This window comes from Pseudooceanicola lipolyticus (assembly GCF_002786325.1).
Taxonomy (GTDB): domain Bacteria; phylum Pseudomonadota; class Alphaproteobacteria; order Rhodobacterales; family Rhodobacteraceae; genus Pseudooceanicola_C; species Pseudooceanicola_C lipolyticus.
On the sequence record NZ_PGTB01000117.1, the window covers coordinates 1 to 13050 of the forward strand.

The 13050-nt window shown below is 63.4% G+C and carries 27 protein-coding genes; 5 read left to right on the forward strand and 22 right to left on the reverse strand.

The genetic code is table 11. The features are described 5' to 3' along the window. The 3 genes from CVM52_RS19040 to CVM52_RS19050 form a co-directional block, all read left to right on the forward strand. Positions 1-390 (forward strand): formate dehydrogenase accessory sulfurtransferase FdhD (locus CVM52_RS19040; RefSeq protein ID WP_205964991.1); only part of this gene is annotated, 390 nt, incomplete at its 5' end. Further along, positions 380-583 (forward strand): formate dehydrogenase subunit delta, encoded by a 204-nt coding sequence (locus CVM52_RS19045; RefSeq protein WP_100164017.1) that lies wholly within the window; start codon positions 380-382, stop codon positions 581-583. The genes CVM52_RS19040 and CVM52_RS19045, both read left to right, overlap by 11 nt. A 125-nt stretch (positions 584-708) precedes the next feature. After that, positions 709-1683 carry a calcium/sodium antiporter gene (locus CVM52_RS19050; protein WP_100164018.1) on the forward strand — a complete coding sequence of 325 codons (975 nt, stop codon included), beginning with the start codon at positions 709-711 and terminating at the stop codon, positions 1681-1683. Between the two features lie 73 nt (positions 1684-1756). Here the strand turns inward: CVM52_RS19050 and rpmD are convergent, their stop codons facing one another. The 17 genes from rpmD to rplB all read right to left on the reverse strand — a co-directional run bounded on the left by rpmD (position 1757) and on the right by rplB (position 9802). After that, positions 1757-1945 (reverse strand): 50S ribosomal protein L30, encoded by a 189-nt coding sequence (rpmD, locus tag CVM52_RS19055; protein ID WP_100164019.1) that lies wholly within the window; start codon positions 1943-1945, stop codon positions 1757-1759. A gap of 12 nt (positions 1946-1957) precedes the next feature. Next, positions 1958-2530 (reverse strand): 30S ribosomal protein S5, encoded by a 573-nt coding sequence (rpsE, locus tag CVM52_RS19060; protein ID WP_100164020.1) that lies wholly within the window; start codon positions 2528-2530, stop codon positions 1958-1960. A 134-nt stretch (positions 2531-2664) separates the two neighbouring features. Continuing rightward, positions 2665-3024 carry a 50S ribosomal protein L18 gene (gene rplR, locus CVM52_RS19065; RefSeq protein ID WP_100164021.1) on the reverse strand — a complete coding sequence of 120 codons (360 nt, stop codon included), beginning with the start codon at positions 3022-3024 and terminating at the stop codon, positions 2665-2667. A 10-nt stretch (positions 3025-3034) separates the two neighbouring features. Further along, the gene (rplF, locus tag CVM52_RS19070) at positions 3035-3568 is read right to left on the reverse strand and encodes a 50S ribosomal protein L6 (RefSeq protein WP_100164022.1); all 534 of its coding nucleotides are present in this window, start codon (positions 3566-3568) and stop codon (positions 3035-3037) included. Between the two features lie 11 nt (positions 3569-3579). After that, positions 3580-3978, reverse strand: a complete 399-nt coding sequence (gene rpsH / locus CVM52_RS19075) for a 30S ribosomal protein S8 (protein WP_205964992.1) — start codon at positions 3976-3978, stop codon at positions 3580-3582. Between the two features lie 7 nt (positions 3979-3985). After that, positions 3986-4291, reverse strand: coding sequence for a 30S ribosomal protein S14 (rpsN, locus tag CVM52_RS19080; protein ID WP_100164024.1), 306 nt, complete (start codon positions 4289-4291; stop codon positions 3986-3988). 17 nt (positions 4292-4308) lie between these two features. Continuing rightward, on the reverse strand, positions 4309-4872 hold the full coding sequence (gene rplE / locus CVM52_RS19085) for a 50S ribosomal protein L5 (RefSeq protein ID WP_100164025.1): 564 nt from the start codon (positions 4870-4872) through the stop codon (positions 4309-4311). Further along, positions 4865-5176 (reverse strand): 50S ribosomal protein L24, encoded by a 312-nt coding sequence (gene rplX / locus CVM52_RS19090; RefSeq protein ID WP_100164026.1) that lies wholly within the window; start codon positions 5174-5176, stop codon positions 4865-4867. The genes rplE and rplX overlap by 8 nt, the downstream gene beginning before the upstream one ends. A gap of 1 nt (position 5177) precedes the next feature. Then, positions 5178-5546, reverse strand: a complete 369-nt coding sequence (rplN, locus tag CVM52_RS19095; protein ID WP_100164027.1) for a 50S ribosomal protein L14 — start codon at positions 5544-5546, stop codon at positions 5178-5180. A 66-nt stretch (positions 5547-5612) separates the two neighbouring features. Next, entirely contained in the window at positions 5613-5843 is a 231-nt protein-coding gene (rpsQ, locus tag CVM52_RS19100; protein ID WP_100164028.1) for a 30S ribosomal protein S17, read from the reverse strand. Between the two features lie 13 nt (positions 5844-5856). Further along, positions 5857-6063, reverse strand: a complete 207-nt coding sequence (gene rpmC, locus CVM52_RS19105) for a 50S ribosomal protein L29 (RefSeq protein WP_100164041.1) — start codon at positions 6061-6063, stop codon at positions 5857-5859. A 292-nt stretch (positions 6064-6355) separates the two neighbouring features. Beyond that, the gene (locus CVM52_RS19110) at positions 6356-6976 is read right to left on the reverse strand and encodes a TIGR02466 family protein (protein ID WP_100164029.1); all 621 of its coding nucleotides are present in this window, start codon (positions 6974-6976) and stop codon (positions 6356-6358) included. Between the two features lie 183 nt (positions 6977-7159). Beyond that, positions 7160-7573 carry a 50S ribosomal protein L16 gene (rplP, locus tag CVM52_RS19115; RefSeq protein WP_100164030.1) on the reverse strand — a complete coding sequence of 138 codons (414 nt, stop codon included), beginning with the start codon at positions 7571-7573 and terminating at the stop codon, positions 7160-7162. Positions 7574-7586: 13 nt separating this feature from the next. After that, positions 7587-8294 (reverse strand): 30S ribosomal protein S3, encoded by a 708-nt coding sequence (gene rpsC / locus CVM52_RS19120; protein ID WP_100164031.1) that lies wholly within the window; start codon positions 8292-8294, stop codon positions 7587-7589. After that, complete coding sequence (gene rplV / locus CVM52_RS19125) at positions 8294-8674, reverse strand: 50S ribosomal protein L22 (RefSeq protein ID WP_100164032.1); 381 nt, start codon at positions 8672-8674, stop codon at positions 8294-8296. Before rplV ends, rpsC begins: the two co-directional genes overlap by 1 nt. 3 nt (positions 8675-8677) lie before the next feature. Then, positions 8678-8956 carry a 30S ribosomal protein S19 gene (rpsS, locus tag CVM52_RS19130; RefSeq protein ID WP_100164033.1) on the reverse strand — a complete coding sequence of 93 codons (279 nt, stop codon included), beginning with the start codon at positions 8954-8956 and terminating at the stop codon, positions 8678-8680. A 3-nt stretch (positions 8957-8959) separates the two neighbouring features. Continuing rightward, positions 8960-9802 (reverse strand): 50S ribosomal protein L2, encoded by an 843-nt coding sequence (rplB, locus tag CVM52_RS19135; protein WP_100164034.1) that lies wholly within the window; start codon positions 9800-9802, stop codon positions 8960-8962. Between the two features lie 303 nt (positions 9803-10105). Here rplB and CVM52_RS19140 point away from each other — a divergent pair, with 303 nt between their 5' ends. Next, positions 10106-10342, forward strand: coding sequence for a type II toxin-antitoxin system ParD family antitoxin (locus CVM52_RS19140; protein ID WP_240621006.1), 237 nt, complete (start codon positions 10106-10108; stop codon positions 10340-10342). Next, positions 10329-10643 (forward strand): type II toxin-antitoxin system RelE/ParE family toxin, encoded by a 315-nt coding sequence (locus CVM52_RS19145; protein ID WP_100164036.1) that lies wholly within the window; start codon positions 10329-10331, stop codon positions 10641-10643. Before CVM52_RS19140 ends, CVM52_RS19145 begins: the two co-directional genes overlap by 14 nt. A gap of 65 nt (positions 10644-10708) precedes the next feature. Here the strand turns inward: CVM52_RS19145 and CVM52_RS19150 are convergent, their stop codons facing one another. From CVM52_RS19150 to CVM52_RS28115, 5 genes are all read right to left on the reverse strand, one after another. Continuing rightward, the gene (locus CVM52_RS19150) at positions 10709-11005 is read right to left on the reverse strand and encodes a 50S ribosomal protein L23 (RefSeq protein ID WP_100164037.1); all 297 of its coding nucleotides are present in this window, start codon (positions 11003-11005) and stop codon (positions 10709-10711) included. Further along, entirely contained in the window at positions 11002-11619 is a 618-nt protein-coding gene (gene rplD, locus CVM52_RS19155; protein ID WP_100164038.1) for a 50S ribosomal protein L4, read from the reverse strand. The genes CVM52_RS19150 and rplD overlap by 4 nt, the downstream gene beginning before the upstream one ends. Beyond that, positions 11616-12458, reverse strand: a complete 843-nt coding sequence (gene rplC, locus CVM52_RS19160; protein ID WP_100164039.1) for a 50S ribosomal protein L3 — start codon at positions 12456-12458, stop codon at positions 11616-11618. Before rplC ends, rplD begins: the two co-directional genes overlap by 4 nt. A gap of 17 nt (positions 12459-12475) precedes the next feature. Then, positions 12476-12796 (reverse strand): 30S ribosomal protein S10, encoded by a 321-nt coding sequence (gene rpsJ, locus CVM52_RS19165; protein ID WP_100164040.1) that lies wholly within the window; start codon positions 12794-12796, stop codon positions 12476-12478. A 178-nt stretch (positions 12797-12974) separates the two neighbouring features. After that, positions 12975-13050: EF-Tu C-terminal domain-related protein (locus CVM52_RS28115; RefSeq protein ID WP_205964993.1), on the reverse strand; the 76-nt coding region annotated here is incomplete at its 5' end.

The following is a 13050-nucleotide window of genomic DNA, read 5'->3' on the forward strand; positions in this document are numbered from 1 at the left end:
GACGCGCTGCGCGACTGCCAGCCGCTGCATGACCTGACCCATGCCACCCATGCCGCCGGCTTCCTGCGGCCCGGCCAAGGCATCGTGCTGGCGCGCGAGGATGTCGGGCGGCACAACGCGCTGGACAAGCTGATCGGCGCCATGGCGCGGCAGGGGATCGACCCGCGCGCCGGCGCCTTCGTGATGACCAGCCGCCTGTCGATGGAACTGGTGCAGAAATGCGCCATCGCCGGCTGCCCGGTGCTGATCGCCGCCTCGGCGCCCACCGCCCATGCGCTGCGGCTGGCCGATCAGGCCGGGATCACCGTGGCCGCCTTCGTGCGCGACGGCCGATTCGATCTCTACGCCCACCCGTTCCGCATCGCCCCGGAGGCTTCGGATGTCGCCTGACAAGATGGTCTATATGGCCAATCAGATCGCCACCTTCTTCCAGTCGCAGCCGGGACCGGATCAGGCCGAACACGTCGCCGAGCACCTGCGCGACTTCTGGGAACCCAGGATGCGCCAGCAGCTCAAGACCTATGTCGCCGAGGGCGGCAAGGGGCTGAACGACCTGGTGCTGCGGGCGGTGCCGCTGCTGTAACCGGGCGCCGCGATCGGCGGAAAGATCACACCGCGCCGGCGCCGCGGCCCCTGCCCTTGCAAACCGCCCGCGCGCGCCCCACTTGCCGCCGAAGGCGCCGCAGATGGCGCAGGGAGGTCACTGGAATGCTGGAACATTGGGTGCCGCTGATCGCCGGGCTTCTGCTCCTGGTCGCGGGGGGCGAATTGCTGGTGCGCGGCGCGGTGCAGGCGGCGGTGCAGATCGGGATTTCACCGCTGGTGATCGGCCTGACGCTGGTGGGTTTCGGCACCTCGATGCCCGAATTGGTCACCTCGGTACAAGCGGGCCTCAGCGGTTCGCCCGGCATCGCCTATGGCAACGTCGTCGGCTCCAACATCGCCAATATCCTGCTGATTGCCGGCGTTTCGGCGCTGCTCTGCCCGATCCTGGTGTCGCGCGCGGCGCTGCGCCGTGACGCGGTGGTGATGGTGGTGGTGGCCATCGTCTTTGCCGGCCTTGCCGCCGTGCTGCCGATGACCCGGCTGCTGGGCGCGGCGCTGGTTGCCGGGCTGATCGGCTATATCTGGTTCGTGATCCAGCAGGAACGCGCCAGCGCCGAGGCCGGCGCTGTACATGACAAAAGCCAGGCCCTGTCCGAGGCCGACCCCGGCCTGAAGATGCCCAGGAAACGCCAGTCCCTGGTGGTGCCGTTGCTGATCGCCCTGGCCGGCCTGGTGCTGGTGGTGACCGGCGGGTCGCTCCTGGTTGGCGGTGCCATCGGCCTGGCGCGCGGCTTCGGCATTTCCGAAACGGTGATCGGGCTGACCATCGTTGCTGTCGGCACCTCGATGCCGGAACTGGTCACTTCGGTGATCGCGGCGCTGAAGCGCCAGGGCGACGTGGCCTTCGGCAACGTGGTGGGATCGAATATCTACAACATTCTCGGCATCGGCGGCACCACAGCGCTGATCGCGCCGTCGCACGTGCCGCAGGAAATCGTGCGCTTCGACGCGCCGGTGATGGTGGCGGTGTCGCTGCTGCTGATGCTGTTCGCCGCCACCGGCTTGCGCATCGCCCGGCGCGAGGGCCTGGTGCTGATCGCCGGCTATGGCGCCTATGTCTGGATGCTGTGGCCGTAACCGCAGGGCCATCAAAGCAAAACCGCCCCGGACAGGGTCCGGGGCGGCTGCAAAATCACAGAAACGCTGGCGCTTAGCCGCGCTCTTCCACAATCTCGACCAGATGCGGGATCGCGTTGACCATGCCGCGCACCGAAGGCGTATCTTCCAGTTCGCGGGTCTTGTTCATCTTGTTCAGGCCCAGGCCGATCAGCGTCTGGCGCTGCTTGGCGGGGCGGCGGATCGGGGAACCGATCTGCTTTACGACGATCGTCTTTGCCATGTCACGCTCTCCTTACGCTTCGGCGGCTGCCGCCTCGGCGGGGGCGTCGTCCCGCTTGGGCAGAATGTCAGCCACTTTTTTGCCGCGGCGCTGTGCAACCGAACGCGGGCTGGCTTCTTTCTTCAGCCCGTCGATGGTGGCGCGGATCATGTTATAGGGGTTCTGCGAACCCAGCGACTTGGACACCACGTCCTTGATGCCCAGCATCTCGAACACGGCACGCATCGGACCACCGGCGATGATCCCGGTGCCTTCCGGAGCGCTGCGCATCACCACCTTGCCGGCGCCGTGACGGCCTTCCATGTCGTGGTGCAGGGTACGGCCCTCGCGCAGCGGCACGCGGATCATCTGCCGCTTGGCCTGCTCGGTCGCCTTGCGGATCGCCTCGGGCACTTCTTTCGCCTTGCCCTTGCCAAAGCCCACGCGGCCTTTCTGGTCGCCCACAACCACGAGTGCGGCGAAGCCAAAGCGCTTACCACCCTTCACGGTTTTCGACACCCGGTTGATCGCCACCAGGCGGTCGGCGAATTCCGGGGTTTCGTCGCGATCGCGGCGGTTGCCCCGACGGTTTTCACGTTCTGCCATAAAGGCTCCTCTCAGTGTTGGCGCCCTGCGCCGCTGTTTCGATCACGGTGAGACCAGGCTCCCGGATCATCGGGGCGGCACGCCGCCCGCACTTGACTTGCAAAGGGCCGGTGCGCCAAGGCGCACCGCCGCCTTCAGATCTTCAGCCCGCCTTCGCGCGCGGCGTCGGCCAGGGCCTTCACCTTGCCGTGGAACAGGAAACCGCCACGGTCGAAATAGGCTTCTTCGACGCCGGCACTCTTGGCGCGCTCGGCAATCGCCGCACCCACCTTGGCCGCCGCCTCGACGTTGTTCTTGCCGACCACGCCCAGATCCTTCTCCAGCGAGGAGGCCGAGGCGAGCGTCACGCCTTTCACATCGTCGATCAGCTGAACGCTGATGTTCTTGTTCGAACGGTGCACGCTCAGGCGCAGCCGCCCGGCATTCACCTTGCGAAGCTTGTTCCGGACGCGCAGGCGGCGCTTCAGGAACAGTTGTCTTTTGCTGTTTGCCATCTGCTGGTCCTTACTTCTTCTTGCCTTCCTTGCGGAAGATATACTCGTCCTTATAGCGGATGCCCTTGCCCTTATAGGGTTCGGGTGCGCGCCAGGCGCGGATATTGGCCGCCACCTGGCCGACGAGCTGCTGGTCGATGCCTTCCACCACGATCTCGGTCTGCTTCGGCGCGGTCACCGTCACGCCCTCGGGCGCCACGAAATCCACGTCATGGGACAGGCCCAGGTTCAGTTTCAGCGTGGTGCCCTGCATCTGGGCGCGATAACCGACGCCCTGGATTTCAAGCTCTTTCTTGAAGCCCTCGGTCACACCCTTCACCAAGTTCGCGACCTGGGTGCGGGACATGCCCCACTGCTGGCGGGCACGCTTGGACTTGCCGCGCGGGTCGATGCGGACCAGGTTGTCCTCGACCGTGATGCTGACATCGTCGGTCGCGGTAAAGCTGCGGCTGCCTTTCGGCCCCTTCACTTCGACGGTCTGGCCCGACACAGAGGCAGTAACGCCGCTGGGCAGTTCGACCGGCTTTTTCCCAATACGAGACATACCGGACCTCCTTAGAATACGGTGCAGAGCACTTCGCCGCCGACATTGGCCGCGCGCGCTGCTGCATCCGACATCACGCCCTTGGGCGTCGAGACGATCGACACGCCCAGGCCCTGACGAACCTGCGGGATGTCCTTGACGCCCATGTAGACGCGGCGGCCGGGCTTAGAAACCCGCTTGAGCTCGCGAATGACAGGGGTGCCTTCATAGTATTTCAGGGCGATTTCCAGCGTCGGATGCCCGCGCTCGTCAGTGCCCGATTCATAGCCACGGATGTAGCCTTCGTCGGCCAGCACATCCAGAACCCAGGCACGCAGCTTGGACGCGGGGGTGCTGACGGTCGACTTGCCACGCAGTCCGGCATTGCGGATCCGGGTGAGCATATCTGCGATAGGATCGTTCATCGATATCTCTCCCTCACCAGCTCGACTTGACCATGCCGGGGATCTGCCCGGCGGAACCCAGGTTGCGCAGTGCAATCCGGCTGATCTTCAGCTTGCGGTAATAGGCGTGCGGACGCCCGGTGAGCTGGCAGCGGTTGTGCAGCCGGGTGGGCGAGCTGTTGCGCGGCAGTTTCGCCAGTTTCAGCGAGGCGCGGAACCGCTCTTCCATCGGCTTGGACTCATCGTTCACGATGGCCTTCAGCTCGGCCCGCTTGGCGGCATATTGCTCCACCAGGCGCTGGCGCTTCTTCTCGCGTTCGATCATTGCTTTTTTAGCCATGTCTCTCTCTCCGGCGCTTACGAGTTGAACGGCATGTTGAAATGCTTCAACAGCGCCTTGGCTTCCGCGTCGGTTTTCGCGGTGGTGCAGATGATGACGTCGATGCCCCAGACCTCGTCGACCTTGTCGAAGTTGATCTCGGGGAAGACGATATGTTCCTTGATGCCCATGGCATAGTTGCCGCGGCCATCGAAGGATTTGCCGCTGACACCGCGGAAGTCGCGGACGCGCGGCAGCGCGATGGTAATCAGGCGGTCAAGGAATTCATACATCCGGTCGCCGCGCAGGGTCACCTTGGCACCCAACGGCATGTCTTCACGCACGCGGAACCCGGCGATGGATTTCTTCGCCTTGGTCACCACGGCCTTCTGGCCGGCGATCGTGGTCAGGTCTTCCTGGGCCGACTTCGCCTTTTTGCTGTCGCGAACGGCCTCGGCTCCGGCGCCGATATTCAGGACGATCTTGTCCAGGCGCGGGATCTGCATGTCGTTCTGATAAGAGAACTCTTCCTTCAGCGCCGCCTTGATGGTGTCGCGGAAGGCGGTCTTCAGGCGCGGGGTATAATTGGCAGCATCAAGCATCGATCACGTCCCCCGTGGTCTTGGCAAAACGGACCTTCTTGTCGCCTTCCATGCGAAAGCCGACGCGGGTGGGTTTGCCGTTGGCATCAAGCAGCGCCAGATTGCTCAGCTGGATCGGCATCGCCTTGGGAAGGCGGCCGCCCTGGCTGGTCTGGCTTTGACGGGTGGCGCGGATGGCGATGTTGACACCCTCGACCACGGCTTTGCCGGCCTTGGGGTCAATCGAGGTCACGGTGCCCTCTTTGCCCTTGTCCTTGCCGGCCAGCACGACGACCTTGTCGCCCTTGCGGAGTTTCGCAGCCATCTCAGAGCACCTCCGGAGCCAGCGAAATGATTTTCATGAAGTTCTTGGCGCGCAGCTCGCGCACAACCGGCCCGAAGATACGGGTGCCAACCGGTTCGCCCGAGTTGTTCAGGATGACGGCGGCATTGCGATCGAAGCGGATCGCGGTGCCGTCTTCGCGGCGAACTTCCTTGGCGGTGCGCACGACGACGGCCTTGCGCACGTCGCCCTTCTTCACGCGGCCGCGCGGGATCGCTTCCTTGACCGAGACGACGATGATGTCGCCCACGGACGCATATTTGCGTTTGGAACCGCCCAGGACCTTGATGCACTGAACGCGGCGAGCGCCGCTGTTGTCAGCAACATCCAGATTGGTCTGCATCTGGATCATATGGTTACTCCCGACCTGTGGGGACCCGTCCCCAGGGTTTCGATGAAACCGAAAGGTGTCGCAGGCTTACGCCTCCAGCACCTCCCAGCGTTTGGTCTTCGATTTCGGTGCGCATTCGATGATGCGAACACTGTCGCCCACCTTGAACGTGTTGTTCTCGTCATGCGCCCGGTATTTCTTGGATTTCCGGATGGTCTTTTTCAGAACCGGGTGCGTAAACCGGCGCTCGACCTGGACCGTGACGGTCTGGGCGTTGGCGTCGCTGGTGACGGTGCCTTGCAGAATACGTTTGGGCATCTCTCAAGGCTCCTCAGTTTTCGCCGGCCGCAGCGGCGGCCTTTTCGTTCAGGATCGTCTTCACGCGGGCCGCATCGCGGCGTGCCGCCCGGATCTTGGCCGGGTTTTCCAGCTGGCCGGTGGCCTGCTGGAAGCGCAGGTTGAAGCTTTCCTTTTTCAGCTTGACCAGCTCTTCACGCAGCTGGTCAGGCGTCTTGTCACGCAATTCCTTGGCGTCCATCGCCTTTTTTCCTTTCAACATCACCGGAGAGCCCCGCAAGGGTCACCCTGATTCCGATGGAGTACGTGGATGAGCGGCCCGAATACAGCGGCAGGGACCATATGGCAAGCCCTGTCAGCCGGGTTTCGGGAAGAATGTGCGGGACGGCGCGCCATCGCCTCGGTCGTCCAGCCAGTCGTGCGGGGAAGCAACGATGCAAAGGTGCCCGCCCCGGCGGCAATCCGGCGCTGCCCGATGGCATTACGGACCTTGCTTGCGGGCCAGGCCAAATTCATCCCGACAGTCGCACCACTCAGCCCCAGGCGTAGTTGAAACTCACGCTGATCCGGTCCTCTTCCGACAGGTTCACCGGCACCTCGTGGCGCAGCCAGCTTTCCCACAGCAGCACCTCGCCCACCGCCGGCTTGAGATAGACAAAGCTTTTCAGCGCCTCGCCCACATCCTTGCGGCGCGGCGGCGCCGCCATCATCATCGCCAGCCGCGGATCCTCCAATTTCAGCGCACTGGTATCCTCGGGCATGGCGACGTAGGTGGTGCCGCTGATCACGCTATGCGGGTGGATATGGCTGGAATGGCTGCCGCCCTCGGGCAGGATGTTGATCCACAGATCCTCCAGCACCAGCCCCTTGTCGCCCAGGTCGAAGCCCAGATCCTCGGCAAAGGCGGCGACATGGGCATCAAGGCTGCGCACCAGCTCGGCAAAGATCGGAAACCGCCAGGGTAGATCGGTCAGCGAGGCATAGGAGGTATAACCGGGATAGCCGTTTTCTTCGCACCAGGCCTGCCCCGCCTCGTCATCCCCGGCGATGGAGTAGCACGAGGCCAGCAATTCCTGCGCGTCCACGCCCCTGCCTTGCTCGGACAGGGCGGCACGGTAGAGGCGGGTAACAAATAGCGAGTCGATCTTGGGCATGGCCTCCGCTTACCCCAGACGTCGAACCATGGCGAGGGGGCCCGGCCCTTACATTGGAGCCATCTATAATATGATCAACAACCTGAACGCCTGTCCCAGCCGGGACATCTGGGCCGAACAACGAAAAACCCCCGCCGATCGGATCGGCGGGGGTTTCTTTCTCTCAGGCGCGCCTCGACCGGTTTACCAGTCTTCGCGGACCACGATGCGGGTCTTCACCGGCAGCTTCATCGCGGCCAGGCGCAGCGCTTCGCGGGCGATATCCTCGCCAACGCCGTCGATCTCGAACATCACCCGGCCCGGCTTGATCTTGCAGGCCCAGTAATCGACCGAACCCTTACCCTTACCCATCCGCACTTCGGTGGGCTTGGAGGTCACCGGCGTGTCCGGGAAGATCCGGATCCAGACCCGGCCCTGACGCTTCATGTGGCGGGTCATTGCGCGGCGGGCCGCCTCGATCTGACGCGCGGTCACACGTTCGGGCTCCAGCGCCTTCAGGCCGAAGTGACCGAAATTCAGGTCCGAACCGCCCTTGGCCAGGCCATGGATGCGGCCCTTATGCTGTTTGCGGAATTTGGTGCGCTTTGGTTGCAGCATCTATCTTCCCTCCTCAGCGCCGGCCACCGGCGCCACGGGGGGCCGGACCGTCCTGAAGTTCCTGTGCCTTGCGATCACGCGCCTGCGGATCGTGCTCCATGATCTCGCCTTTGAAGATCCAGACCTTGATCCCGATGATGCCATAGGCGGTCGACGCCTCGACATGCGCGTAATCGATATCGGCGCGCAGCGTGTGCAGCGGCACACGGCCTTCGCGGTACCATTCGGTCCGGGCGATCTCGGCACCGCCGAGGCGACCCGCGACGTTGACCCGGATGCCGAGCGCTCCCATGCGCATCGCGTTCTGCACCGCCCGCTTCATCGCGCGGCGGAAGCTGACCCGACGTTCCAGCTGCTGTGCGATGCTCTCGCCCACCAGCGCGGCGTCCAGCTCCGGCTTGCGCACTTCAACGATGTTGAGGTGCAGCTCGCTGTCGGTCATGTTCGCGATTTTCTTGCGCAGCGTTTCGATATCGGCGCCTTTCTTGCCGATGATCACGCCCGGACGCGCGGTGTGGATCGTCACCCGGCACTTCTTGTGCGGGCGCTCGATGATCACGCGGGCCACGCCGGCCTGCTTGCACTCGTCCTTGATGAATTCGCGGATCTTGAGATCTTCCAGCAGAAGATCACCGTAATCCTTGGTATCGGCGTACCAACGGCTGTCCCAGGTGCGGTTGACCTGAAGGCGCATGCCGATCGGGTTGACTTTATTTCCCATCAGACTTGCTCCTCAACTTGACGCACTTTGATGGTCAGCTCCGAAAACGGCTTGATGATCCGGCCATAGCGGCCGCGGGCGCGCGGACGGCCGCGCTTCATCATCAGGTTCTTGCCCACATAGGCCTCGGCGACGACCAGTTCATCGACGTCCAGGTTGTGGTTGTTCTCGGCATTGGCGATGGCGGACTGAAGGCATTTCTTCACGTCCTCAGCGATCCGCTTTTTCGAGAAGGTCAGGTCGCTCAGCGCCTTTTCCACCTTCTTGCCGCGGATCATCGCAGCCACCAGGTTCAGCTTTTGCGGGCTGGTCCGAAGCATGCGCAGTTTTGCCATTGCTTCGTTGTCGGCCACGCGGCGGGGGTTCTTTTCCTTGCCCATGACTTACTTCCGCTTCGCTTTCTTGTCAGCGGCATGGCCATAATAGGTCCGGGTCGGCGAGTATTCACCGAACTTCTGACCGATCATGTCTTCCGTGACGTTGACAGGGACGTGTTTCTTGCCGTTGTAGACGCCAAAGGTCAGCCCCACGAACTGGGGCAGGATCGTCGAACGGCGCGACCAGATCTTGATCACTTCATGACGGCCGCTGTCACGCGCCGCCTCGGCCTTCTTGAGCACATAGGCGTCAACGAACGGGCCTTTCCATACAGAACGAGCCATATTTTAACGGCCTTTCTTCTTGGCGTGACGCGAGCGGATGATCAGCTTTTGCGACGCCTTGTTCTTGTTGCGGGTGCGCGCACCCTTGGTCGGCTTGCCCCACGGGGTCACCGGGTGACGGCCGCCCGAGGTCCGGCCTTCACCACCGCCGTGCGGGTGGTCGATCGGGTTCATCACGACACCGCGGACAGACGGGCGCACGCCCTTGTGGCGCATCCGGCCGGCCTTGCCGAAATTCTGGTTGCTGTTGTCGGGGTTCGACACCGCGCCGACGGTCGCCATGCATTCCTGCCGGACCATGCGCAATTCGCCCGAGGACAGCCGGATCTGGGCATAGCCACCGTCGCGGCCGACGAACTGGGCATAGGTGCCCGCGGCGCGTGCGATCTGGCCACCCTTGCCGGGCTTCAGCTCGATATTGTGGACGATGGTGCCGATCGGCATGCCCGAGAACGGCATCGCGTTGCCCGGTTTGATGTCCACCTTGGTGCCGGCGACCACCTGGTCACCCACGGCCAGGCGCTGCGGCGCGAGGATATAGGCCTGCTCGCCATCCTGGTATTTGATCAATGCGATAAACGCCGTGCGGTTCGGGTCATATTCGATCCGTTCCACGGTCGCGGCCATGTCGAACTTGGTCCGCTTGAAATCGACCACGCGGTAAAGGCGCTTTGCCCCGCCACCCCGGCGGCGCGAAGTGATACGTCCGGCGTTGTTCCGGCCGCCCGATTTCGTCAAACCCTCGGTGAGGGCTTTGACGGGGCGTCCTTTATACAGCTCCGAACGGTCGATCAGCACCAGCCCGCGCTGGCCCGGCGTCGTCGGCTTGTACGACTTGAGTGCCATGCTTTCTGTCTTCCGTTTAGCAAACGCAGGCCAATGGCCTGCTATGTGTAGGATGGAGAGCTCTCCACCCGCGTTATAGGGCCCCGAAGGTCCCCGGCTTGGATTTGTTCACCAGAACAAATGCAGAGCCCCGGACGAATCCGGGGCTTTGCGGATGGGGTCGTTTAGGGGATGGAGGGAGCGGGGTCAAGAGCATAGCCAAACACCACGAGCCCAAAGCAACCGCTTTGCTCGGACTGCGCGAGACCTCCTGTCACGTTTGACAAACTTTGCCAATCTACCTACCTTCCGGTCATGGCCACGATGAACGTCTCCCTCCCCGATCAGATGAAAGACTGGGTCGAAACCCGGCTGAAGGACGCCTCCTTCAGTAATACCAGCGACTATGTCCGCCACCTGATCCGGCAGGACCAGGAGCGGCAACAGGCCATCGGCGAAATCCAGGTCTTGTTGGACGAAGCAGAGGCGAGCGGACCGCCACGGCCGTTCGACTTCGATGCGTTTCTTTCGAAAATGCACAGGACGCATGGAGCGGAATAACCCGCTTCCCCTCGTCATCACCGCAACTGCCCTGGCCGAACTGGAGGCGATCTGGCGCTATAGCGCGCAGACTTGGGGGGTTGCGCAGGCTGATCGCTATCTCTCGGGCCTGAACGCCAGCTTTGGCCTGCTCTGCGAGATGCCCGAGATCGCGCGCGTGCGCAGCGAATTTACCAAGCCGACACGCGTCTACCGGACTGGCGAACACCTGATCTTCTATCGCGTGGAAGATGGCGCGCTGCGCGTTCTGCGCGTGCTTCACGCGCGGCAGAACTGGCAACGACTCTTCGATCCCGAATGAATGCGCCCCGGCCTGTCACCAGACCGGGGCGAATTCGCTAGCGTGCGTTTTTAACCCAGCAGGCCTTACAGCCCGGTGGTCACGTCGATCGTGTTGCCCTCTTCGAGCGTCACATAGGCCTTCTTGACGTCGTTCCGCTTGCCCAGCTGGCCGCGGAAGCGTTTCGCCTTGCCCTTGGTCACGGTGGTGTTGACCGCCTTCACCTTCACACCAAACAGCGCCTCGACGGCCTCTTTGATCTGCGGCTTGTTGCTGTCGATCGCCACTTCGAAGACCACCGCGTTCGACTCGGACGCCATGGTTGCCTTCTCGGTGATGACCGGCTTGCGGATCACATCGTAATGTTCCGGTTTCGCGCTCATTTCAGACGAGCCTCCAGTGCTTCGACCCCCGCCTTGGTGAGCACCAGGGTGTCACGCTTGAGGATGTCGTATACGTTTGCGCCCATGCTCGGCAGCACATCGAGGCCCTCGATATTGCGGGCGGCCTTGGCGAAGCTTTCGTTCACCTGGGCGCCGTCGATGATCAGGGCGCGTTTCCAGCCCAGGTTCTTGACCTGCTTGGCCAGGGCCCCGGTCTTGCCTTCGGCTTCGGCCGCCTCGATCACCACCAGTTCGCCCGCCTTGGCCTTGGCCGACAGCGCGTGGCGCAGGCCCAGCTTGCGGAACTTCTTGGGCAGGTCATGCCCGTGGTCGCGCGGGGTCGGGCCCTTGTAGATGCCACCCTTGCGGAAGATCGGCGCGTTGCGGTCCCCGTGGCGTGCGCCGCCGGTGCCCTTCTGGCGATAGATCTTCTTGGTCGAATAGCTGGTCTCGGACCGGGTCTTGACCTTGTGCGTGCCGGCCTGCGCCTTGTTGCGCTGCCAACGGACGACGCGGTGAAGAATGTCGGCGCGTGGCTCCAGCCCGAACAGGGCCTCGTCCAGATCGACGCTGCCGGCAGATCCGCCGTCCAGTTTGATCACATCGAGTTTCATTCCTCGCCTTCCTTCTTCTCGGCCTCGATTTCAGCCTCGGCCTCTTTCAGCGCGGCTTCCTCGGCGGCGGCCTGTTCGGCCTCGGCGGCCTTGCGGGCTTCTTCCTCGGCGGCTGCGGCTTCGGCTGCGGCTTCCTCGGCGGCACGTTTGGCTTCATCGGCGGCCGATTTCAGCGCGGCCGGCAGGATCGCGTTTTCGGGGAACGGCTTTTTCACCGCGTCCTTCACGGTGACCCAGCCCCCTTTCGAGCCCGGCACCGCGCCCTTGACCATGATCAGGCCGCGTTCGCTGTCGGTGCGCACCACTTGCAGGTTCTGCGTGGTGACCCGGACGGCGCCCATATGGCCGGCCATCTTCTTGCCCTTGAACACCTTGCCGGGGTCCTGGCACTGGCCGGTCGACCCGTGCGAGCGGTGGCTGATCGACACGCCGTGCGAGGCGCGCAGACCGCCGAAATTGTGCCGCTTCATCGCACCGGCAAAACCCTTACCGATCGAGGTGCCCGCCACATCGACGAACTGGCCTTCGAAATAGTGGTCGGCGGTGATTTCCTCGCCGATCTTGATCAGGTTCTCGGGGTCGACCCGGAACTCTGCCACTTTCCGCTTGGGCTCGACCTGGGCGGCGGCAAAATGGCCGCGCATCGCCTTCGACACCCGCTTGACCTTCGACGTGCCCGCGCCCAGCTGAACGGCGTTATAGCCATCCTTCTCGGCGGTGCGCTGTGCCACCACCTGCAGCTTGTCCAGCTGCAGAACGGTCACCGGCACCTGACGGCCGTCTTCCATGAACAGCCGGGTCATACCGACTTTTTTCGCGATCACTCCAGAGCGCAACATATCCCTGCCCTCCCCGCTTACGACTGCAGCTTGATCTCGACATCCACGCCGGCGGCGAGGTCGAGCTTCATCAGCGCGTCAACGGTCTGCGGAGTCGGGTCGACGATGTCGAGCAGCCGCTTGTGGGTGCGGATCTCGAACTGGTCGCGCGACTTCTTGTCCACGTGGGGACCGCGCAGAACGGTGAATTTCTCGATCTTGTTCGGCAGCGGGATCGGTCCGCGCACCTGAGCGCCGGTCCGCTTGGCGGTGTTCACGATCTCCTGGGTGCTGGCATCCAGCACCCGGTAATCGAACGCCTTCAGGCGGATACGGATGTTTTGGCTTTGAACGGCCATATCTTTTCCCTTTCACGGGCAATTCAGGTTGAGAGGAGGAACAACGACCATCGCCGCCCCTCGTCGAACCTTTTTGTCGGGTCGGAAGCTACCGAAGTAACTTCCGCTAGTTCCGGCTGCGGGCGTTCGCCGAATTACGAAATTCGACGGCCGCCCACCGGACGCGCAGAGCGCGCCCTTATTCGATGATCTTCGACACCACGCCGGCGCCGACGGTGCGGCCACCTTCGCGGATGGCGAAGCGCAGGCCGTTT